This is a genomic window from Aquitalea sp. ASV11 (assembly GCF_016429185.1).
Taxonomy (GTDB): domain Bacteria; phylum Pseudomonadota; class Gammaproteobacteria; order Burkholderiales; family Chromobacteriaceae; genus Aquitalea; species Aquitalea pelogenes.
The window spans coordinates 16,947-39,255 of sequence record NZ_JAELUD010000030.1 but is presented as its reverse complement, the minus strand read 5'-3'; the positions used below and the strand labels follow the sequence as shown (position 1 = coordinate 39,255).

The following is a 22,309-nucleotide window of genomic DNA, read 5'->3' as shown; positions in this document are numbered from 1 at the left end:
TGTGCACCGAGAGTAAGCTTGATGACTACCCTCTCCATGGAAAACTTTGCCCAGCTGTTCGAAGAAAGCCTGACCCTTCACGACATGCGCGTGGGCGAGGTGATCACTGCCGAAGTCGTTGCAGTTGATTCCAACTTCGTAACTGTAAATGCCGGCCTGAAGTCCGAATCCCTGATTCCGGCCGAAGAATTCAAGAACGACGAAGGCGTTGTTGAAGTTGCCGTTGGCGACTTCGTGACTGTTGCCATCGACGCACTGGAAAACGGTTTTGGCGAAACCAAGCTGTCCCGTGAAAAAGCCAAGCGTCTGGCTGCATGGGTTGAGCTGGAAGAAGCGCTGGAAACCGGCAAGATCCTGTCCGGCCTGATCTCTGGCAAGGTCAAGGGTGGCCTGACCGTTATGGTCAACGGCATCCGCGCCTTCCTGCCGGGTTCCCTGGTTGACGTACGTCCGGTGAAAGACACCACCCCGTACGAAAACAAGAACATCGAATTCAAGGTTATCAAGCTGGATCGCAAGCGCAACAACGTGGTTGTTTCGCGTCGTTCCGTTCTGGAAGAAACCCTGGGCGAAGAGCGCAAGGCTCTGCTGGAAACCCTGAAAGAGGGCGCCGTTATCAAGGGTATCGTCAAGAACATCACCGACTACGGTGCATTTGTTGACTTGGGCGGCATCGACGGCCTGCTGCACATCACCGACCTGGCATGGCGTCGTGTGAAGCACCCGTCCGAAGTTCTGGCTGTTGGCGACGAAGTAGAAGCCAAGGTCCTGAAGTTCGACCAGGAGAAGAACCGTGTATCCCTGGGCCTGAAGCAACTGGGCGAAGATCCGTGGGTTGGTCTGTCCCGTCGCTACCCGGCCAGCACCCGTCTGTTCGGCAAGGTAACCAACCTGACCGACTACGGCGCGTTCGTTGAAATCGAACAAGGCATCGAAGGCCTGGTACACGTGTCCGAAATGGACTGGACCAACAAGAACGTACACCCGTCCAAGGTAGTTCAGGTTGGTGACGAAGTTGAAGTCATGATCCTGGAAATCGACGAAGACCGTCGTCGTATCTCCCTGGGCATGAAGCAGTGCCTGGCCAACCCGTGGAACGAGTTTGCCGACAACTTCCACAAGGGCGACAAGCTGAAGGGCGCGATCAAGTCCATCACCGACTTCGGTGTGTTCGTTGGTCTGCCGGGCGGCATCGACGGCCTGGTTCACCTGTCCGACCTGTCCTGGAACGAAACCGGTGAAGATGCCGTACGCAAGTTCAAGAAGGGTGACGAAGTTGAAGCCGTTGTTCTGTCCATCGACGTGGAAAAAGAACGCATCTCCCTGGGCATCAAGCAACTGGAAGGTGATCCGTTCAACAACTACGTTGCCATGAACGACAAGGGCGCCATCGTCAAGGGTACCGTGAAGACTGTTGATGCCAAGGGCGCTGTTGTGGCTCTGGACATGGACGTTGAAGGTTACCTGCGCGCTTCCGAGCTGTCCCGTGACCGCGTGGAAGATGCTCGTACCCTGCTGAAGGATGGCGACGAAGTGGAAGCCGTGATCATTGCCGTGGATCGCAAGTCCCGCAATATCAGCCTGTCCATCAAGGCCAAGGATGCTCAGGAAGACAGCACCGCGATGAAGAACCTGTCGGTTGACAGCGCTTCTGCCGGTACGACCAACCTGGGTGCTCTCTTGAAGGCCAAGCTGTCCGGCTCCAACGAGTAATTGCATCATGACCAAGTCTGAGCTGATCGCACGGCTGGCAGAACGTCTTGCCGAGCGCAATTCTCAGTTGGTCTACAAAGATGCTGAGCTGGCCGTCAAAACCATTCTGGATGCGATGGCCAGCAACCTGGCACAGGGTAGCCGTATTGAAATCCGTGGCTTTGGTAGCTTCGACCTGAACTACCGTCCGCCCCGCGTAGGGCGGAACCCGAAATCAGGTAGCAGTGTCTCGGTTCCTGAGAAATATGTGCCGCATTTCAAGGCCGGCAAGGAATTGCGCGAACGGGTAGATCTGTCCCTTCTGGAGCAGACCCAGGCCTGAACGCCATGACCGCTGGTCTCGCAAGCCGAAACAAAGCGCCGCTTATGCGGCGCTTTTTCTTTGTTTGACCATCCTCTTGCTTGGGTTGCAGCACACTATCGTTTAAACTTGCACTCCGGTCACCCCTTCCGAGTAAAAAGCATGCGCTACATCGTGCGTATCATCGAATTGGCCCTGCTGGTTTTTCTGATTGCCGTCACCGTGCAGAACAGCCACATGGTCGAATTCAAGCTGTTTTTCGGCCAATCCTGGTCGGCACCGCTTATCGTGTTCCTGCTGGTGTTCTTTATTGCCGGTGCAGCTGTCGGTTTGCTGGCCACATTTTCCTATTATCTGCGCATGCGCAAAGAGCTTTCCCTGCTCAAGAAAGAGCTGCGCAGTCGCCCCCCCTCCAGCAAGGTTGCGGTTGATCCCAGCGATGCGCTGGCGGATTGATCCGGCCTGTCTCTACTGACGCCGCGGTGCGCATGGCACGCGGCGCAGAATCTTACCTCTGTTGAAGGAAGCTTTCTTTGGAACTGGATCTGTGGTGGCTGTTGCTGCTCCCGGCATTTTTCGGGCTGGGCTGGCTGGCAGCACGGGTGGATATGCGCACCGTATTGAAACAGGCAAAGTCGGTCCCTACCGGCTTTTTCCGTGGTCTGGACGCCCTGGTGGATGACAAGACCGATATTGCAGCCCAGTCTTTGGCCGAGGTGTCCCGGCAGCAAGGCTCTGCACCGGAATTACAGCTGACCCTGGGCAAGCTGTACCGCAAGCGTGGTGAAAACGACCGTGCCATCCGCCTGCACCAGCGCATGCTGGAGTCGTCTGATTTGCCCGCCGAACAGCGCGACATCGTGCGTAATGAACTTGCGCAGGATTTTCGCAAGGCCGGCCTCGTGGACCGGGCCGAAGAAATCTTGCTGAAACTGTTGAACGGCAATATGACCCTGGCGGCGCGCCGTCAATTGCTGGATATCTACCAACAGGACAGGGACTGGTACAAGGCGATTGAAACCGCCAGGGAGTTGCGTAGCGATGCCCATTCCTTCCAGCATGAAGTAGCGCAGTTTTATTGTGAGTTGGCACAGGGCGAGTTGTACCGCTCCAATTACCTTGCCGCCCGCGAACTGGTGGCCGAGGCCATGCATGTCAATCGCAAATGTGTGCGCGCCAGCCTGATCCTTGGCGATATCGAGTTTGCCGAAGGCAAAATCGAGGCTGCCATTGCGGCATGGCAACATATTGAAAAACAGAATGCGGAATACTTGTCGATGGCGGCAGAGCGTCTGTTTGATGCTTATGAAAAGCTGGACAAGCCGCAGGAGGGCATTGCGCTGTTGCAGGGTTACCAGAAAACCTTCCCGCAACTGGAAATGACCGACTTGCTGTACCAGAAACTGTCGGCCTACGAAGGTGAAGAGCGCGCGCTGGAGGTGGCACGCCAGGCCGTGCATGCCCGCCCCAGCCTGATGGGTGTATATCGCTTGATCGAAGCGCAAATGGACGAGCTGTCACCAGAGGGGCGCATGGACGCTGAAGTGGCGCGTGCCCTGATTCAGAAGCATGCAGCGCGGCTGACCGTACACCGCTGCAAGTGTTGCAATTTCCGCTCGCGGGCCTTCTTCTGGCATTGCCCCGCCTGCGGCGAGTGGGAAAGCTTTACGCCCAACCGCTCGGAAACCCATTGAGAAAATATTCAGGAGAAAGAATGAATCCGCTAATTGCCGCCGGTATGGATCTGGAACCGGCATCTCCTGTGGTAGTGGCGCTGGATTTTGCCGATGCGCCGTCGGCCCTTGAATTTGCAGCCCGTCTGGACCCGCAGCAATGCAGGCTCAAAGTGGGCAAGGAGCTGTTTACCGCTTCGGGCCGCAATCTGGTGGAAAGCCTGGCTGCCCGTGGTTTCCAGGTATTTCTTGATTTGAAATTCCACGACATTCCCAATACCGTGGCACACGCTTGCAAGGTGGCGGCGGATGCCGGTGTCTGGATGGTGAATGTGCATGCTTCCGGCGGTCGCCGCATGATGGAAGCCGCACGTGAAGGGCTGGCCCATTACAGCCAGCGTCCGCTGCTGATTGCCGTGACGGTGCTCACCAGCATGGAAGCAGCCGATCTGGTGGATATCGGCATCACCGCTTCGCCGCAGGAGCACGTATTGCGTCTGGCCACGCTGACCCGCGATTGTGGTCTGGATGGCGTGGTGTGCTCGGCACAGGAAGCGCCCATGCTCAAGTCGGCACTGGGACAGGAATTCAAGCTGATCACCCCGGGCATCCGCCTGGCCGACAGCGCCGCTGATGACCAGCGCCGGGTGATGACGCCGGTAGCCGCCTTGCAGTCCGGGGCTGATTATCTGGTGATCGGCCGCCCGATCACCCGCGCGGATGCGCCGCTGGAAGTACTGCGCAAGATCAATGCCGATATCGCTAACTACCGGGCTACGCTGTCATGAAAATTACCGTTGTTGGTTCCGGCTACGTTGGCCTGGTCACCGGTACTTGCCTCGCTGAAATGGGCAACCATGTTCTGTGCCTGGACGTTGACCCGGTCAAGATTGCTACCTTGCAACAAGGTGGTATTCCCATCTACGAGCCCGGCCTGGAAGACATGGTCAAGCGCAATGCGGCAGCCGGTCGCTTGTCCTTTACCACCGATGTAGCCGAGTCGGTTGCGTTTGGTGAGATCCAGTTCATTGCTGTGGGTACTCCTCCTGACGAAGATGGTTCAGCCGACTTGCAGTATGTGCTGGCCGCTGCACGCAATATTGCCCTGCACATGTCCGAACCCAAGGTGGTGGTGGACAAATCCACCGTGCCAGTGGGCACGGCTGACAAGGTAAAGGCACAGATTGCTGCTACTTTGGCCGAGCGTGGGGTGGACATTGCATTCAGCGTGGTTTCCAACCCGGAATTCCTCAAGGAAGGTGCGGCCATTGATGACTTCATGCGGCCGGATCGCATTGTGCTGGGGGTTGAGGATGAGCGTGCGATCGAACTGATGCGCCGCCTGTATGCACCGTTTCACCGCAATCATGATCGTATTCTGGTAATGGATGTCCGTTCGGCCGAACTGACCAAATACGCGGCCAATGCCATGCTGGCAACCCGTATTTCTTTCATGAACGAACTGGCAAATCTGGCGGAATCGTTGGGTGCGGATATTGAACAAGTTCGTCTGGGCATGGGTTCCGATCCGCGTATCGGCTACCACTTCCTGTACCCCGGTGCCGGCTATGGCGGCTCTTGTTTTCCCAAGGATGTCAAAGCCCTGGTGGCCAGTGGTCGCGAACAAGGCCATGCCATGCGTGTGCTCAATGCTGTGGAAGAAGCCAATGAAGCGCAAAAACGCCGCTTGGTTGACAAGCTGGTCAAGCGCTTTGGCGAAGACTTGGGCGGGCGGCATTTTGCCCTGTGGGGCCTGGCATTCAAGCCAAATACCGATGATATGCGCGAAGCTTCCAGCCGGGTGATCGTGGCTGAACTCACGCGACGTGGCGCCACCGTGGCTGCCTTCGACCCGGTAGCGGCCGTTGAGGCACAACGCGTGATGGGCGACAACCCGTCATTGAGCTTTGCTCCTGACATGATTTCTGCGCTGCACGGTGCTGATGCCTTGTTGATCGTGACCGAATGGAAGATGTTCCGTACTCCGGATTTTGACGCCATCAAGGCCAGCCTCAAGCAGCCGGTGATTCTGGATGGCCGGAATATGTATGACCCCGCCTGGCTGCGCGAGCTGGGCTTCGACTATCAGGCGATAGGACGCTGAAGAGCATGAATCTGTTGCAACAACTTGGACTGGACCGCAGCAAGCTGGCTGCTGACCTTGCTGGTGCCCGCGTATTGGTGGTGGGGGACGTGATGCTGGACCGTTACTGGTTTGGCGATGTGTCACGCATTTCACCGGAGGCACCTGTGCCGGTTGCCCGTATCGGCCGCATGGAAGAGCGTGCCGGTGGCGCTGCCAATGTGGCGCGCAATATCGCCAGTCTGGGCGGCAAGGCTTCCATTTTGTCCGTGGTGGGCGATGACGAGGCGGCCACTGCACTGGAACGGCTGATGAAGGACGATGGCATCACCACCTTGTTCAAACGGGATGCCGCCATCTCCACCACCATCAAGCTACGGGTGGTGGCGCGCCAGCAGCAGTTGATCCGGCTGGATTTTGAAGATGCACCCAGCCATGAAATCCTGGCTGACAAGCTGGAGCAATACCAGTCGGTACTGGCCAGCCACGACGTGGTCATCCTGTCCGATTACGGCAAGGGTGGCCTCACCCATGTGGCGCGCATGATCGAACTGGCACGTGCTGCCGGCAAACCGGTGCTGATCGACCCCAAGGGCGATGACTATGCCAAGTATGCTGGTGCTACCTTGCTGACTCCCAATCGCAGCGAGTTCAAGGAAGTGGCAGGCAGCTGGCAGAACGAAGAGCAGCTGATTGCCAAGGCGCAGGCACTGCGCAACCAGTTGCAGCTGGATGCGCTGCTGGTGACCCGCAGCGAAGAGGGCATGACCCTGTTCCGCGCTGATGGCGCCTTGCACCAGCCTACCTTCGCCCGAGAAGTATTCGATGTCTCCGGTGCCGGCGATACGGTCATCGGTACGCTGGGCCTGGCCATGGCCGCCGGTCTGCCCCTGCCGACCGCCATGAGTCTGGCCAATGCCGCCGCCGGCATCGTGGTGGGCAAGCTGGGTACCGCCGTTTGTACCCAGCAGGAGCTGTTTGCCAGCTGATTGGCACGACACCGCATCATGCAGCCGGATGACAGGAGGGATCCCTGCCGGCTGCAAATAGAAAAAGGATGAATCATGACTATCGTGGTGACCGGCGCAGCCGGCTTTATTGGTTCCAATATCGTCAAGGCGCTCAATGCGCGTGGCATTACCGACATCATTGCGGTAGACAATCTCACCTCGGGTGACAAGTTCCGCAATCTGGTGGACTGCGAAATCACCCATTACCTGGACAAGCATGATTTCCTGAATCTGCTGCTGGAAGGCGAGTACGAGGGCGAGATCAGCGCCATCCTGCATCAGGGTGCCTGTTCGGACACCATGAATCACGACGGCAAGTACATGATGGACAACAACTATCAGTACACGCTGGCGCTGTTTGATTACTGTCAGCACGAGGAAATCCAGTTCCTGTTTGCCTCCAGTGCGGCCACCTATGGCAAGGGCACCATCTTCAAGGAAGAACGCCAGTACGAAGGCCCGCTCAATGTCTACGGTTATTCCAAGTTCCTGTTCGACCAGGTACTGCGCCAACGCATGAAAGAAGGCCTGTCCGCCCAGGCGGTGGGTTTCCGCTATTTCAATGTCTATGGCCCGCAAGAGCAGCACAAGGGACGCATGGCATCGGTAGCCTTCCACAACTTCAACCAGTACCGCGAACACGGCAAGGTCAAGCTGTTCGGCAGCAATGACGGCTGGGGCAATGGCATGCAAAGCCGGGACTTTGTTTCGGTGGAAGATGTGGTCAAGGTCAACCTGTATTTCCTGGACAATCCGGGCAAGAGTGGCATCTTCAACCTGGGTTCCGGTCGCGCTCAACCCTTCAATGATGTTGCGGTGTCCACCGTCAATGCCTGCCGCCGCCACGAAGGCAAGCCGGCCCTGAGCCTGGACGAACTGGTAGCCCAGGGCATCATCGAGTACATCGACTTCCCGGACGCACTGAAGGGCAAATACCAGAGCTTTACCCAGGCCGATATCGGCAAGCTGCGCGATGCCGGTTACAGCGCGCCCATGCTGACGGTAGAGCAGGGCGTTGATCGTTACGTAGATTGGCTGATCAGCCGCTAAGGCTTGTTCACCCCGACCAAACCGCCATGCCATGCGCTGGCGGTTTTTTCATGCCCGCTGCGAGCAGGCTGGAAATGGTTATTTGATTAGAAATAACGGTTCGACTGGAAGGTGGCAGCAGGCCGTATAATGGCGCTCTCGCAAGGAGACCCACTGTGTACAAGTATCTGGAAGATTTCGTCGGTCACACTCCGCTGGTACGGCTCAAGCGCATGCCGGGTGACAGCAGCAATATCGTGTTGCTCAAGCTGGAAGGTAACAATCCGGCCGGTTCGGTCAAGGACAGGCCTGCGCTGTCGATGATCCGCCGGGCCGAGGCGCGCGGCGATATCAAACCGGGTGACACCCTGATTGAGCCGACCAGTGGCAATACCGGTATTGCACTTGCCATGGCAGCGGCGATGATGGGCTACAAGATGATCCTGCTGATGCCGGAGGGTTCCAGTGCCGAGCGGGTGCAAACCATGCGTGCCTATGGTGCCGAAGTCATCCTGACTCCCAAGGAAGCCTCCATGCCCGGTGCCATTGACGAGGCGCACCGCATGCAGCGTGCCGGGTTAGGGGTGATTCTGGATCAGTTTGCCAATCCGGATAACCCGCTGGCGCATTATGAAAGCACCGGTCCGGAAATCTGGGCCGATACCCAGGGACAGGTCACTCACTTTGTCTCCAGCATGGGCACCACCGGTACCATCATGGGTAACAGCCGCTTTCTCAAGGAAAAGAATCCGGCCATCCAGATCATCGGCGTGCAGCCGGAAACCGGCAGCCAGATTCCCGGCATCCGCAAATGGGAAGATGAATACCTGCCCAGGATCTGCGATTTCAGCCGTATCGATCAGCTGATTCATGTATCGCAGCAAGAGGCAGAAGACACCGCGCGCCGACTGGCTCGCGAAGAAGGCATTCTGGCCGGCCCGTCCTCTGGCGGGGCGCTGGCAGTAGCGCTGCGGCTGAACCAGCAACTGGAGAATGCAGTCATCGTTTCCATCGTCTGCGACCGGGGCGACCGTTACCTGTCGACCGGCCTGTTTCCGCTGTAAGACGAGCAGTGCAATACAAAAGCCGTTTCCATCGGGAAACGGCTTTTTGCTTTCTGCGAGGTGGTTTAGCGATGAATATCGTGGGTCACGCAGGGGTTGGCGGCATCCGGCATGTCCAGCCAGCCAGGGCGCTGCAAGCTGTTGCGAATGTCCTGATAGCCGCTGTGCCAGTGCTGGCGCATGGTTTGCATGCCAAACTGGTAGTCCTTGTAGTGATCGTCGTAAACCTTGTCCTGATAGATCAGATGGATGATATTCAGCCGCTGGCTACCGGCGGCCCGCCGCGCAGCCTGGAATATTTCCTTGTCGTGATGCTCGGCCGGAACCAGCTTCATCAGCTCGGACAGCATTTCGCGAACGTGCAGTTCATGGCGCAGCACATCGGTTGTCATCCGGGTGCGACTGGAGTACTGAATGTCTTTCTGCCGCATGGCCACTTCCTTCATATTGCAGGGCAGATCGCCACGCGCGCTCCACAGGTCCACCTGGAATGCCAGGATATTGCTGTGCTCGTCTGCATCAATCAGCTGCCCCAGCGGGGTATTGGATACCACGCCGCCATCCCAGTAGAACTCGCCGTCGATTTCCACCGCGGGAAATCCTGGTGGCAATGCGCCCGAGGCCATGAAGTGTTCTGCGCGCAGCGTGTGCCGCGTATTGTCGAAACACACAAAGTTGCCGGAACGTACATTGACCGCGCCCACTGACACCCGCATCTGTCGGCTGTCATTCAGCCGATCAAAATCCACCAGCTGTTCCAGCGTCTGCTTGAGCGGGCTGGTGTCGTAAAAGCTGACCTCTGCCGGACTGCAATTCGGGTGAAAACGCCAGGGCAGGCGCGGACGATAAAAACCGTTCTGACCTTCCAGCAGCGAGCGCCAGGCTTCCCAGCCGGCCAGCATGTGTTGCATCGGGTCTGGCCATTGGCTGGTATCCAGATGACTCAATGGCGTTGAGGGCAGCAATGGTGGCTGGCAGATGGTTTCCCAGAAGCGCCGGAGCTGATCCACCCGTTTGTCTGGCGGATTACCGGCAATGATGGCGGCGTTAAGTGCGCCAATGGAGATGCCCGCAACCCAGTTGGGATGCAAGTCTGCCTCTGCCAGGCCCTGGTAAACCCCGGGCTGATAAGAACCAAGAGCGCCGCCCCCTTGCAGCAGCAGGGCCACTACCTGGTATTGATGACCTCGGGGCAGGCTGTGACTGCGATAAAGCGGAAGATGTGCTTGGCGGGAAACACCCATGCCATGACTCCTGTGTCGATTTGCGTACGATTCCGGGGCAGTGGTGCTGCAATGCAAGACCAGCCTGCACCGGATGGTGCAGGCTGGCGATGTGGCCCAGCGCTTGTTGCTGCTGGGGCCGGACTTACTGCATGTACCAGCCGTGGCTCACCACAAAGGACTGGCCGGTCAGTGCCGCGCTGGGGAAGGCCGCCAGGTACAGCGCGGTTTGCGCGATATCGTCCACCGTGGTGAATACGCCATCGACAGTATCACCCAGCATCACGTGCTTGATGACTTCCTCTTCGGAGATGCCCAGGGTCCTGGCTTGTTCCGGGATCTGCTTTTCCACCAGCGGAGTACGGACAAAGCCGGGGCAGATGACGTGCGAGCGCACATTGTATTCCGCCCCTTCCTTGGCCAGCACCTTGCTTAAGCCCAGCAGCGCATGTTTGGCGGCGACATAGGCTGACTTGAGCTTGGAGCCTTCGTGCGAGTGCACCGAGCCCATGTAAATGACAGTGCCGCCGCGCTTGTCCTTGTACATGTGGGAGAGGGCGGCCTTGGTGGTGAGGAAGGCGCCGTCCACATGAATGGCTTGCAGGCGTTTCCAGTCGGCAAAGCTGAAGTCCACCAGCGGGCTGATGATCTGGATGCCGGCGTTGGAAATGAGAATGTCCATCTGGCCAAAGGTATCCACTACCGCCTGGGTGCCTGCATTGACGGCCTCTTCATTGGTGACATCCATCGCCACGCCCATGGCCTTGCCGCCTGCGGCTTCAATTTCCTTTGCAGTTGCCTGTGCCGCTGCCAGATTGATGTCGGCAATGGCAACTGCAGCCCCTTCTCGGGCGAAGGTTTCGGCGATGGCACGGCCAATACCGCTGGCGGCACCGGTAATCAGGGCAACTTTTCCTTGCAGCTTCATGAGACTTCTCCTGTTTCAGGCCAGATAATCAAATTCGACTTTACCAAGACCCAGTGTCAGGTCGGCAACGTAATGCTTGGCACCCAGTATCTCCAGTACCGGCAAATCATGCACCGGGGCCAGTGCATGGGGGAAGAGCGACAGTGCGGCAGGGCCAGTCCAGGCACCGTGCACTTGCACATCCAGCATCGGGAAGCTGACCAGCTCGCAAATGCGCGCGGTGCCGTCAACATGCGGGATGATTTTCAGCAAATAGTTGGGTGTGGTGCGCAGGCTTTCGGCAATGGCTTCTCCGTCCAGTTCCCGGTGTTTGTAACCCATGCTGCCGGTGGCGATACGCACCGGGCCGTAATCAAGCTCGCCCACCAGGGTGTCGGTATGCACTTTCAGGCGGGGACTGGCCATTTTCTTGGGAAAACCCCACAGCTCGCGCCCCCCGGCTGTGGGCGGGTGATCGTTCAGGTACATGGCATGGGTGTAATTGCCGCGCTGCCCCTGGTACAGGACCGGAATCACCTGCCCGCTTTCGGTATAGTCACCAAAACCGGTGGAATCCGGCATGCGGATGAACTCGAAATTGACCACTGGTTCGGCCATTTGCAGCGGGGCCGGAATAAGGGCACGCAGCTTGTCCGGGTCGGTACGGTAACTGATGATGAAGAATTCCCGCTGGTAAAAGCGATAAGGGCCGGGCGGGAAGGCAGGGCTGCTGATGGGCATGGCAAAGGCCTGTTGGCGAATCTGTTCGATTTCCATTGAGGTTCCCATAGTGGTGGTGGGCGGATGAGGGCATGGTTCGCAGCTGAACCGTTGGCAAGAATGGGGGGGATGCGCAGCATATGCCAGACGACAGAGCTGGTAGAGGGGCTGGTTTTTTCAGAAGAGCTGGCACTGGTGTCGGCAGGCCATGCGCATGAGCGGTTTGCGGTGGAATCGGGTTATCATGCTGGCTTAACTGTCAGATGGCCGGCACGACGCATGGTCATCCCGCGTGGGCTGCTGCCTGCGCCATAACGCCAAGAACACAAGCACACACTATGTCTCAGCACACCTTTTCTCCCGATGGAACGGCGCTGACCAGCCCCAAGGCCTGGTATCAGGCAGCCAGTGAGAAGCCCGGTTTCATTCACGATGCTGCCCAGGCTGCCGCGATCGAGCAACTGGATGCATTGTGGCATCAACTGTTGGAATTCAAGGACAAGCGCAACCGCTTTCTCGGACGCAGCCTGCGCAGCCCGGATGTGCCGCGCGGCCTGTATTTCTGGGGTGGGGTGGGGCGCGGCAAGAGCTTTCTGATGGACGCTTTCTACGCCTGCGTGCCGTACCGTCGCAAGCGTCGTATCCATTTTCACAATTTCATGGCCGAGGTGCATCGCGAGCTGCGCCAGCTGGCCGGTAGCAAAGACCCATTGCTGGCCTATGCCGACAAGATTGCCCGCGAGACCCGTCTGCTGTGTTTTGACGAATTCCATGTCAGCGACATTGCCGATGCGATGATGCTGGGCCGCCTGCTCAGTGCCTTGTTCGAGCGCGGCGTGGTGTTGGTCACCACCTCCAACTATCCGCCGGACGGCTTGTATCCCAATGGCCTGCAACGGCAGAACTTCCTGCCAACCATTGAGCTGATCAAGCGCGAGCTGGATGTGCTGAACGTGGATGGCGGCAATGATTACCGCCTGCGCGAGCTGACGCGCGAGCCCTTGTTCATGGTGCCGGACGACGCGGCTGCCGAGGCGCGGATGGAAGGCATGTTCACCCGCCTGAGCAGTGAAGCATTGATTGCCAAGCAGGAAATCGAAGTGCTGGGGCGGCAGATTCCGGTGAAAAAACTGGCACCGGGCATCATCTGGTTCGACTTTCTGGCCATTTGCGACGGTCCGCGTGCGCAGACCGACTATCTCGAAATCGCCACCGAATTCCATACCGTGTTCATCAGCGGCATCCCCAGGCTGGCGGCCAAGGATGCCTCCATTGCCCGCCGCTTTACCTGGCTGGTGGATGTGTTCTACGACAACCGGGTGAAGCTGATAGCCTCAGCGGCGGTGCCCATCGACGATATTTACACCGACGGCGTGCAGGCCAGCGAATTTTTCCGAACTGCCAGCCGACTGACCGAGATGCAGTCCAAGAGTTATCTGGAACTGCCGCACCAGAGTGCCGGCCAGACGCACGACCAGCCGCCGCCAGGCGTGGTGATCTGACGCTTGTTCCGCTGTGTAACGGCCAGACTTTGTCTGGCCGTTTTGCTTTCAGGCTTCCGGAATGTCGTCGATCAGGGCAATCAGGTCGGTGACACCGACGTCCTCGCCCAGCTGGGACAGCAAGGTGGTGGCCTGGCCACGGTGGTGGGTCTGGTGGTTGAAGAAGTGCAAGAGCAGGGCATGGAAGTTCTTGCACTGCGCGATGCCGCGGGTGTTGTGATAGGCCAGCGGCTGATCAAGATCGCTGTCCTCAAGCTGGCGGCATAGCCGGATGATGACTTCGTCCAGTAGCTGTCGTCGCGCCGCCAGTGCTGGCAACTGGTCAAACAGCAGGCCGTTCAGGGAGGTGGGGGCCGCAATAGCCTGCAGCGGCTGCAAGGCGGAAAAACCGGCCGGATGCTGGAAAAAGCGTTGCAGCCACAGGGTATCGGCCACCACGATGTGATTGAGCGTGCCGAACAGCGAGCCAAAAAACGCGCCGCTGTCCTGTTGCAAGGCAGCCCCCGGCAAGCGGGCGGCTGCCTGGTAAAGCCTGTCATTCATCCACTGGTTGTAGCGGGCTTGCAGCGCAAGCTGTTCGAGTCGGTTCATGGTCCCCTCCTGAAAACAGCACGATAACGCAGCATTTGCCGGAATGACAGGCAAAACAAAAGCGGCCATCAGGCCGCTTTTTGCACAGCATTCAAACAGGCGATCAGGCGCGCTTTTTGAATTCGCCGGTGCGGGTATCGATTTCGATCTTTTCGCCAGTGTTGACGAAGGCCGGAACCTGAACTTCGAAGGTGGTGCCCACCAGCTTGGCCGGCTTCAGAACCTTGCCCGAAGTGTCGCCACGTACGGCCGGCTCGGTGTATTCCACTTCGCGGATTACGGTGGTCGGCAGTTCCACGGAGATGGCCTTGCCATCGTAGAAGGTTACCTGGCAAACATCTTCCATGCCGTCAACGATGTAGTTGATGGTGTCGCCCAGGTTGTCGGCTTCTACTTCGTACTGGTTGAATTCGCTGTCCATGAATACATACATCGGGTCAGCAAAGTAGGAGTAGGTGCAATCCTTGCGGTCCAGAACCACGACGTCGAACTTGTCGTCAGCGCGGTAAACGGCTTCAGAGCCGGCGCCGGTCAGCAGGTTCTTCATCTTCATCTTCACGACGGAAGCGTTACGGCCGGATTTGCTGAATTCGGCTTTTTGCACGACCATCGGGTCGTTGCCTACCATGAATACGTTGCCAGCGCGGAGTTCTTGTGCGGTTTTCATTACGTGTAAAGTCCCAAACTCTTGATTGAACTCGGAAAACGGTTTCCGAAAAACGGGCTATTTTAGCCGGTTTTGTATGAATTGCACCAGCCGCATCCCCAAGTCACCATGTTGCAGCAGTTTGTCGGGCCAGTGGCGGCTGTGCAGGTGCCATTGCGGCAGCTGTTTTTCCAGTTGTTGCCAGGCGGCCACCATGCCCTGGCCGTGGTTCCAGGCATGGCTGACGGCACGCAGGACCGTGGCGGTCTCTGCATCCAGCGCAGCGCAATAGTGTGACAAAAAGGCATCAAGCTTCACCATGTGCGCAGCGTCGTCTTGCGGGTAGATGTGCCAGATGAAAGGCCGTCCGGCCCATTGCGCCCGCACGAAGCTGTCTTCGCCGCGCACGAAGTTGACATCACAAGACCACAAGCTCAGGTCGTAACTGTCCTGATCGGTCATCGGCAGCACATGCACGGTGAGTGAACCTTGGCTGACATGCTGGCCCGCCTTTAACGGCTGGCCCATCACGGCTTCCACGTCAGCCAGCACCTTGCCTTCCGGCACCATGCAGTGCACCGGCAGCGTGCTGTGCGTCCAGTAGTCCAGCAATTCGCGTGCCGCCGGGTTTTCGTAGGCAAACAGGCTGACGCGCCATTCTTCCGGCTGTTTCTCCTGGATATCGAACATCTGCCAGAAGGCGCGCTGTGCCAGACTGTCCTGTTGCCACTGCTGGCGGGTTTCGATCAGACCGTCCTCGCACAGCAGGCCGCCGGTGCGATCGGTAAAGCCCGGAAAGAAGAAATGCTTGGTCAGCGGCAGGCGCGGGTGGGGCGAGGCCATGCCATGGCAGCCTTCCACCCAGTCTTCGGCCGACAGGTATTCCAGATTGATCCAGACCGGTTTGACATCAGCCCTTGCCATGGCTTGTTCCACGGCCTCGGGCAGCCGGCAGCCAAATGCTTCTATCACCACCTGTGCCGGTTGGTAGTCGACAAATGCGTCATCCGCGCGCCAATGGCATATGCGGATGCCGTCCAGCTCCTGGCTGGCCAGGCCCGGTTCCAGCAGCGGGGCAATGCGGCCGAAGCTGGCCAGGTCGTCCACCCACAGCCGTACCTCGTAGCCAAAGTCGTGCGACAGTCGGCGTGCCAGCCGCCAGGCGACGCCGATGTCGCCGTAGTTGTCGATGACAGTACAGAAAATGTCCCAGCTGAGGGTGGAGGAGTCGGGCATGGTGCAGGCATCCGGGAAAAAGCTGGCGCAGCATAGCACGGCAAGGTGACAGTGTGAGGAAGATGCCGGGCTCTCTGCGGTACATGCTTGCTAACAACATGTAACTAACACTGTTTGATAAAACAGTTAAAATGAAATTTGCTGTCAAAAAGAAGAAGGTCATGAGCGCAACTGATCAAAGTACTGGTAAATCCCCTTCATCGCGCCCGCCGCGACGCTGGCGGCGCTGGCTGGCCGGCATGGCTGCCGTGCTGCTATTGCTGTGGGGGTTTCTGGCGGGTATTGCGCCGGGCATCGTCCAGAGTCAGGCGGCCAAATGGGCGGCAGGAATCGGCCGCAAACTGAGCCTGGGAGAGGTTTCGATCAATCCCTGGCGCATGGCCGTGGAAATCCGCCAGCTCAAGTTGGCCGAGGGCAAGGGCAGCCCCTTGTTTGCTGCAGACCGGGTGTATGTGAATCTGGACCCGACTGCCTTGCTGCTGGGGCGCTGGCAGTTGTCGGAATTCAGCGTTGATGCCCCGCAGGTATGGGTGCAGCGTGACGGCCAGGGCCTGTGGAACTGGGCGCGCCTCATGAGTGATGCCAGTGGCCCGGCCCAGCCCAAAAAGGACGATGGCTCACCGACCAAATTCCTGCTGCAGGCGCTGAACATCCGCAATGGCCAGCTCATGTTCCAGGACCAGCTGGCCGGTAGCGACAGCTTCAAGGTGTCACCGCTGAATCTGGCGCTGACCGATCTTTCCACCTTGCCCGAAGCTGGTGGCTATCGTCTGCATGCCGCGCTGGGCGACGGCACGCAACTGGACTGGAAAGGCAGCCTGCAGTTGCAGCCCTTGCAATCACGCGGCGAAGCCAGCATCCGCGGCTTTACCCTGGCCAGCATCTGGGAATACGTCAAACCGCATTTCAATATTGCCAGGCCACAAGGCACGCTATCGCTACAGGCCAGCTATCAGTTTGATCTGAAAGGCAAGACGCCACAGTTGCAGATCAGCCCCTTCAGCGCTGAACTGAAGGGCTTGCAGATGCAGGCTCCCGGTACGCAGCATCGCTTTGTCCTGCCTTTGTTGCAGCTCAAAGGGGGGCGTTTTGACCTGCAACATAGCCAGTTGAGCCTGCAACAGATTGCGCTGGATGGTGGCAGCCTGGAAGCACAACGCATGGCGGATGGCAGCCTGGACTGGCTGGCAGCCCTGCCGGCCAGCCCGGCTGCGGGTTCCACATCCACTGCAAGCAGCAAAGCAGCCCCTTCGCCGTGGCAGGTGAAGGTGGAAGACATCAAGCTGGCCAACTGGCAATACCGCTTTGGCGATGCCGGTTATGCCACCCCGCTGCAAGTGGCGGCCCGCCTGCCGCTATTGCACGCCCGTTTTGAGCTGGACCCGAAACGCGGTTTTGCGGTGGACAAGCTGGCGGGTGAACTGGCCGACATCACACTGGGCAATGCCGCGCAGCCCGCCCAGATTGCCCTGGCCAAGCTGGTGTTGCAGCCTTCGCGCATTGTGCAGCAGGGGCAGCTGATTGAACCGGGTGCGGTTGATCTGCAAGGCTTGCAGGTAGCGGTGGAACGCAACAAGCAGGGGCAGTTGAACCTGGCGACACTGTTTGCGCCGGGCAAGGGGGGCAAGACAGCCAGGGAAGTCAAGACGGCCGCCAAGGCCGATGCTGACCAAAAACAGACCGGCTGGCAGCTGCACTATCCCTTGCTGAATCTGCATGAAGGGCAGATCAGCTGGACCGACCAAACCGTGCCGCGCCCGGTCAGTGCCACGCTGCGCGATGTCACGGCCAGGCTGGAGGCAAAAGATGCGCAGCAGTTGGCCGTGGATGTAGGCGGCAAGCTGGAATCCGGCCAGTTTACCGCTGCATTGCAGCTGGACCCGAGCGCGGCAGCCATCAAGGGCAAGGTCAATGCCCAGTCGCTGCCGCTGGCGCCGTTTGCACCCTATGGCCTGAGTGGTACGCCATTGCGCATGAGCGGCGGTCAGCTCAATGCCGAGCTGAATGTGGAATCGGCCAGCCAGGGCTGGAAAGTTGCCGGGACGGCCGGCATCAGCAAGCTGGCCATCATGGAGCCGGGTGAAAAACTGCCGCTGCTGGGGTGGAGTAATCTCAAGGTCAATGGCATCAAGGCGCAAAGCACAGCCAGCCTGCCGCTGAGTGTGGCAGTGCAGGACATCCAGCTGGAAGCCTTGTCGGCCCGGCTGATTCTGGATGCCAAGCGCCAGCTCAACTGGCAGCGCATTTTTGCCGCCAAGTCTGCGGCTAATCCGCCGTCGGCCACGCCAGTCACGCCAGCGAAGGTCAGTGCGATTCCACCAGTGGATATTCGCAGCATCCACCTGAATCGCAGCAAGGTGCAGTTTGCCGACCAGAGCATGAACCCGAACTTTGCCACCCAGATGCACCATCTGCGCGGTTCGATTCAGGGCCTGTCCACCCGCCCGGGTCGTACGGGCACCATCACGCTGGATGGCGATGTCGACCAGTACGGTGATGTGCGGGTACGCGGCGCGCTGGCCCCGATGGCGGTGACTGACAATACCGATGTCACGCTGTCCTTCCGCAATATTCCGCTCAACAACCTCAACCCCTATGCCACCACCTTTGCCGGCTGGCGCATTAATGACGGCCGCCTGACGGTGGACCTGCATTACCTGCTGGACCACCGCCAGATGAAGGGACAGAACCGGGTGGTGATCAACACCATCCAGCTGGGCGACGAGGTGCCGGACTACAAGGGTACGCACCTGCCTCTGCGGCTGGCGGTAGCCTTGCTGGAAGATAGCGACGGCAAGATTGATCTGGATTTGCCGGTATCCGGCAGCCTGGATGACCCGCAATTCAGCTATGGCCAGGTGGTGTGGAAGGCACTGGTGAATGTGGTCACCAAGGTGGTGACGGCACCGTTCCGCGCGCTGGGTGCCCTGCTGGGCGGCGATGGTTTTGACAATGTGTTCTTCATTCCCGGTGAAGCCAATGTCGCTCCGCCGGAGCGGGAAAAGCTGGAAAAAGTGGCGGGCCTGATGAGCAAGCGTCCCAAGATGCAGTTGCAGCTTGCCGGCAGCTTTGACCCCGAGCTGGACAGCAAGGAGCTGGCGCGCGCGCGCGTAGACAGTGCCATCCTGCAAGCTGCCGGGCGCAGCCTGCTGCCGGGCGAGCCGCTACCCGTGCCGGACCTGTCCGACCCGGCCATGCTGGATGCCATCAAGACAGTCTATGCGCGTGAGCTGGGCCGTCTGAAACTGATGTCACGCACCCTGAATCCGGGTGGGCCATCCGGCGCTGCATTGGCCAAACTGTTGCGCGGTGAACTGATTGCCGCGCAGAAAGTGGATACGGCCGCCTTGCAGGCACTGGCTCGTCAGCGTGCGGAAAATGCCCGCAAGGTGATGATGCACAATGACAACACTCTGGCCGATCGCATCACGCTGGGCGACCCGGCCAAAACCCGCGCCGAACGGGACGGTGTGCCACTGGGGATCAAGTTGTCCAGCAAGTAGCGCATAAAACGGCTTGATGTCCATCAATAAACGGCGTAACTACATATGGTGTAGTACGCCGTTTTCTTTTGCCAGATGTTGTGAGTTTCTCGCAGCACCCACCATCGGCGCGCTATCGGCAAGCGGGTGTGCATTGCTTGGCGAACAGGCGTAAAGTCATGGATTGCCAAAGTGGCAAGGCTGCAGAAGTCAGGAAAATTCTCAAAAATTTCAGGAAATCGAGGGGCCGGAATGAAGCGTGAAAACAGTGCCGTCATGCTGGAGCAGGATATCTCGCGCGAGGTATTGCTGGAAAAGTATGCCAAGGGTGATGAACAGAGCGTCAGCGAGGTCAGACTGCGGGTAGCCCGTGCCCTGGCGGCGCTGGAGCAGGACCCGGCCCGCTTCGAGCCGCTGTTTTTCCAGGCACTGGACAATGGCTTCATTCCCGGTGGCCGCATCAATTCCGCCGCCGGTACCGAGCTGCGCGCCACGCTGATCAACTGCTTTGTGCAGCCGGTGGGCGATTCGGTCTCCGAACCTTCCAATGGCAAGGCCGGTATTTACGAAGCCTTGCTGCAGGCCGCCGAAACCATGCGTCGTGGCGGTGGTGTGGGCTACAACTTCTCGCGCATACGTCCCAAGGGGGCACGGGTAAAAGGCACCAATAGCCGCGCTTCCGGGCCGGTATCGTATATGCGGGTGTTCGACCGCAGTTGCGAGACGGTGGAATCCGCCGGTGCCCGCCGTGGTGCGCAAATGGGTGTGCTGGATGTCAGCCATCCGGACGTGGAAGACTTCATCCACGCCAAGGACAAGGGCGACCTGCGCAACTTCAATATTTCGGTTGGTGTATCCGACGATTTCATGCGCGCGGTGGAAGCCGACGCCGAGTGGGAACTGACTCACAGCGTGGAACCGGCCACCGACGCCTTCCCCGGCCACTACCAGCGTGCCGACGGCCTGTGGGTGTACCGCAAAGTGTCTGCCCGTGCGCTGTGGCAGCAGATCATGGAATCCACCTATGACCACGCAGAGCCGGGCGTGCTGTTCATGTCCAAGATCAACCAGGACAACAACCTGTCCTATTGTGAGGTGATTGAATCCACCAACCCCTGTGGCGAACAACCGCTGCCGGATTACGGCTGCTGCGACCTGGGTTCGGTCAATCTCACCAAATACGTGCGTCAACCGTTTGGTGCCAAGCCCAGCTTTGATTTCAAGGCCTTCGAGAGCGTGGTGCGCATGTCCATCCGCATGCTGGACAATGTGCTGGACCTGACCGTATGGCCGTTGAAAGAGCAGGAGCGCGAAGCGCAGTCCAAGCGCCGGGTCGGTCTTGGTTTTACCGGCCTGGGCGATGCGCTGATCATGCTGAAGATTCGTTACGACAGCGAAGAAGGCCGACGTTTTGCCGCGCGCATTTCCGAATCCATGCGCGATGCAGCCTATGATGCCTCGGTGGACCTGGCTATCGAGAAGGGCGCTTTCCCGCTGTTTGATGCCGACAAATATCTGGCCGAACCGCATTGCGCCAGCCGCCTGCCTGACAGCATCAAGGCCCGTATCCGCAAGCACGGCATCCGCAACTCGCACCTGCTGTCGATAGCTCCTACCGGCACCATTTCGCTGGCGTTTGCCGATAACGCCAGCAATGGCATCGAGCCGCCGTTCTCCTGGTTCTACACCCGCAAAAAGCGCATGGCCGATGGCACGACCCAGGAATACCTGGTGGAAGACCATGCCTATCGCGTCTACCGCATGCAGGGTGGCGACACCCAGGCGCTGCCGGACTACTTTGTCTCGGCACTGGAAATGAGTGCGCTGGACCATATGCGCATGGTGGCTGCGGTGGCCCCGTATATCGACACCGCCATCTCCAAGACGGTGAACGTGCCGGCGGATTATCCGTTTGCCGATTTCGAAAGCCTGTATCTGGAAGCCTGGCGTAATGGCCTGAAGGGCATTACCACTTACCGTCCCAACAGCGTGCTCGGTTCGGTACTGTCGGTGGAACCGGCCAAGGAAAGCGCCAAGGAAGCTCCGCAGGACCTGTCCGCCAGCCAGGATGGCGACCCGGACCGCCGCATCACCCTGAATACCGCGCCCAGCCCGGCGCTGGCCAGCCTGAAGTGGCCGAACCGGCCCAAGCTGAAAGAAGGCAACCCCTCCTGGACCTATATGGTGGAAGGCCCGGCCGGTGACTTTGCCGTGGTGGTGGGGCATGTGGAAAATGGCCGCATCACGCCGTTTGAGTGCTGGGTGAATGCCACCGAAGAACAGCGTGGCCTGGGCGCGATTGCCAAGACGCTGTCGATGGATATGCGCTGCCGCGACCATGCCTGGCTGTCGGCCAAACTGGATGCCTTGTCGCATACCAATGGTGACAAGCGCTATGTGTTCGAGCTGGGCGAGCGCACCGTTTATGCCACTTCCGCTGCCGCCGCACTGGGGCAGGTGGTGCGTCATCGCGTGGAGCAACTGGGCGCACTGACTGCCGACCAGCACGAGCCCACCCCGGTGATGGATGCGCTGTTTGCCCGCAAGGAACCGAAATCCGGCACCGATGGCACCATGAGCTGGTCGGTGGATGTGGCCAACCCGCAAACCGGTGACGATTTCGTGCTCTTCCTGAAAGAGCTGGTATTGCCCAATGGCCAGCGCCGCCCGTACTCGGTGTGGCTGGCCGGTAATTACCCGCGCGAACTGGATGGCCTGTGCAAGATGCTGTCGCTGGACATGCGGGTGATCGATCCGGCCTGGATCGGCATGAAGCTGCGCAAGCTGTTGAGCTATGCCGAGCCGCAAGGCGACTTCTTTGCCCGCATTCCGGGTCAGGAAAAATCGCAAAGCTGGCCGTCCACCGTGGCCTATATGGCGCAGCTGATGATTCACCGCTACGCCATGCTGGGGGTACTGACCCAGGATGGGGTGCCGCTGGAGGAAATGGGGGTGATGGTGCCGGAGCAGAGCGATCTGTTCAGCCCGGAAACCGCTGCCCAGCCGGCACTCAAACCCTTGTCCGGCAAGCCCTGCCCGGAATGTGGCAATCATGCGCTGATCAAGAAGGATGGTTGTGAATTCTGCACCGCTTGCGGCCATGTAGGGGCTTGCGGATAAGGTGTAGTG

At 59.0% G+C, this 22,309-nt stretch carries 18 protein-coding genes; 12 read left to right on the top strand and 6 right to left on the bottom strand.

Annotated elements, in window-relative coordinates:
- The first annotated feature begins 36 nt into the window (after nucleotides 1-36).
- The 9 genes from rpsA to cysM all read left to right on the top strand — a co-directional run bounded on the left by rpsA (nucleotide 37) and on the right by cysM (nucleotide 8,873).
- The gene (gene rpsA / locus JHD62_RS11425; RefSeq protein ID WP_199103003.1) at nucleotides 37-1,713 is read left to right on the top strand and encodes a 30S ribosomal protein S1; all 1,677 of its coding nucleotides are present in this window, start codon (nucleotides 37-39) and stop codon (nucleotides 1,711-1,713) included.
- A 7-nt stretch (nucleotides 1,714-1,720) separates the two neighbouring features.
- Nucleotides 1,721-2,035 carry an integration host factor subunit beta gene (locus JHD62_RS11420; RefSeq protein ID WP_045846200.1) on the top strand — a complete coding sequence of 105 codons (315 nt, stop codon included), beginning with the start codon at nucleotides 1,721-1,723 and terminating at the stop codon, nucleotides 2,033-2,035.
- Nucleotides 2,036-2,176: 141 nt separating this feature from the next.
- On the top strand, nucleotides 2,177-2,470 hold the full coding sequence (locus JHD62_RS11415; RefSeq protein ID WP_062789441.1) for a lipopolysaccharide assembly LapA domain-containing protein: 294 nt from the start codon (nucleotides 2,177-2,179) through the stop codon (nucleotides 2,468-2,470).
- Nucleotides 2,471-2,547: 77 nt separating this feature from the next.
- Nucleotides 2,548-3,708, top strand: coding sequence for a lipopolysaccharide assembly protein LapB (lapB, locus tag JHD62_RS11410; protein ID WP_199102996.1), 1,161 nt, complete (start codon nucleotides 2,548-2,550; stop codon nucleotides 3,706-3,708).
- 20 nt (nucleotides 3,709-3,728) lie between these two features.
- Nucleotides 3,729-4,475: an orotidine-5'-phosphate decarboxylase gene (gene pyrF, locus JHD62_RS11405; RefSeq protein ID WP_199102995.1), complete on the top strand. Its 747-nt coding sequence runs from the start codon at nucleotides 3,729-3,731 to the stop codon at nucleotides 4,473-4,475.
- Nucleotides 4,472-5,791: a UDP-glucose/GDP-mannose dehydrogenase family protein gene (locus JHD62_RS11400; RefSeq protein WP_199102994.1), complete on the top strand. Its 1,320-nt coding sequence runs from the start codon at nucleotides 4,472-4,474 to the stop codon at nucleotides 5,789-5,791. The genes pyrF and JHD62_RS11400 overlap by 4 nt, the downstream gene beginning before the upstream one ends.
- Nucleotides 5,792-5,796: 5 nt before the next feature.
- Nucleotides 5,797-6,759, top strand: a complete 963-nt coding sequence (gene rfaE1 / locus JHD62_RS11395) for a D-glycero-beta-D-manno-heptose-7-phosphate kinase (protein WP_199102993.1) — start codon at nucleotides 5,797-5,799, stop codon at nucleotides 6,757-6,759.
- Nucleotides 6,760-6,834: 75 nt separating this feature from the next.
- Nucleotides 6,835-7,830 carry an ADP-glyceromanno-heptose 6-epimerase gene (gene rfaD / locus JHD62_RS11390; RefSeq protein ID WP_199102992.1) on the top strand — a complete coding sequence of 332 codons (996 nt, stop codon included), beginning with the start codon at nucleotides 6,835-6,837 and terminating at the stop codon, nucleotides 7,828-7,830.
- Between the two features lie 155 nt (nucleotides 7,831-7,985).
- The gene (gene cysM / locus JHD62_RS11385) at nucleotides 7,986-8,873 is read left to right on the top strand and encodes a cysteine synthase CysM (RefSeq protein WP_045846206.1); all 888 of its coding nucleotides are present in this window, start codon (nucleotides 7,986-7,988) and stop codon (nucleotides 8,871-8,873) included.
- A gap of 65 nt (nucleotides 8,874-8,938) precedes the next feature.
- Here the strand turns inward: cysM and JHD62_RS11380 are convergent, their stop codons facing one another.
- The 3 genes from JHD62_RS11380 to JHD62_RS11370 all read right to left on the bottom strand — a co-directional run bounded on the left by JHD62_RS11380 (nucleotide 8,939) and on the right by JHD62_RS11370 (nucleotide 11,780).
- Complete coding sequence (locus JHD62_RS11380) at nucleotides 8,939-10,117, bottom strand: patatin-like phospholipase family protein (RefSeq protein ID WP_199102991.1); 1,179 nt, start codon at nucleotides 10,115-10,117, stop codon at nucleotides 8,939-8,941.
- A 124-nt stretch (nucleotides 10,118-10,241) separates the two neighbouring features.
- On the bottom strand, nucleotides 10,242-11,024 hold the full coding sequence (locus JHD62_RS11375) for a 3-hydroxybutyrate dehydrogenase (protein WP_199102990.1): 783 nt from the start codon (nucleotides 11,022-11,024) through the stop codon (nucleotides 10,242-10,244).
- A 15-nt stretch (nucleotides 11,025-11,039) separates the two neighbouring features.
- The gene (locus JHD62_RS11370; protein WP_199102989.1) at nucleotides 11,040-11,780 is read right to left on the bottom strand and encodes an acetoacetate decarboxylase; all 741 of its coding nucleotides are present in this window, start codon (nucleotides 11,778-11,780) and stop codon (nucleotides 11,040-11,042) included.
- 281 nt (nucleotides 11,781-12,061) lie between these two features.
- On the opposite strand from JHD62_RS11370, the gene zapE reads away from it, so the two are divergent.
- On the top strand, nucleotides 12,062-13,225 hold the full coding sequence (gene zapE, locus JHD62_RS11365; RefSeq protein ID WP_199102988.1) for a cell division protein ZapE: 1,164 nt from the start codon (nucleotides 12,062-12,064) through the stop codon (nucleotides 13,223-13,225).
- A 48-nt stretch (nucleotides 13,226-13,273) separates the two neighbouring features.
- Here the strand turns inward: zapE and JHD62_RS11360 are convergent, their stop codons facing one another.
- The 3 genes from JHD62_RS11360 to earP form a co-directional block, all read right to left on the bottom strand.
- Nucleotides 13,274-13,816: a DinB family protein gene (locus JHD62_RS11360; RefSeq protein WP_199102987.1), complete on the bottom strand. Its 543-nt coding sequence runs from the start codon at nucleotides 13,814-13,816 to the stop codon at nucleotides 13,274-13,276.
- A 103-nt stretch (nucleotides 13,817-13,919) separates the two neighbouring features.
- The gene (gene efp, locus JHD62_RS11355) at nucleotides 13,920-14,483 is read right to left on the bottom strand and encodes an elongation factor P (protein ID WP_045846211.1); all 564 of its coding nucleotides are present in this window, start codon (nucleotides 14,481-14,483) and stop codon (nucleotides 13,920-13,922) included.
- A gap of 57 nt (nucleotides 14,484-14,540) precedes the next feature.
- Complete coding sequence (gene earP / locus JHD62_RS11350; RefSeq protein WP_199102986.1) at nucleotides 14,541-15,698, bottom strand: elongation factor P maturation arginine rhamnosyltransferase EarP; 1,158 nt, start codon at nucleotides 15,696-15,698, stop codon at nucleotides 14,541-14,543.
- Nucleotides 15,699-15,859: 161 nt separating this feature from the next.
- Between earP and JHD62_RS11345 the strand changes: the two genes are divergently transcribed.
- Together JHD62_RS11345 and JHD62_RS11340 are read left to right on the top strand one after the other, a co-directional pair.
- Nucleotides 15,860-19,201, top strand: coding sequence for a DUF748 domain-containing protein (locus JHD62_RS11345; RefSeq protein ID WP_199102985.1), 3,342 nt, complete (start codon nucleotides 15,860-15,862; stop codon nucleotides 19,199-19,201).
- A gap of 231 nt (nucleotides 19,202-19,432) precedes the next feature.
- Nucleotides 19,433-22,300: an adenosylcobalamin-dependent ribonucleoside-diphosphate reductase gene (locus JHD62_RS11340; protein ID WP_199102984.1), complete on the top strand. Its 2,868-nt coding sequence runs from the start codon at nucleotides 19,433-19,435 to the stop codon at nucleotides 22,298-22,300.
- Nucleotides 22,301-22,309: the final 9 nt, after the last annotated feature.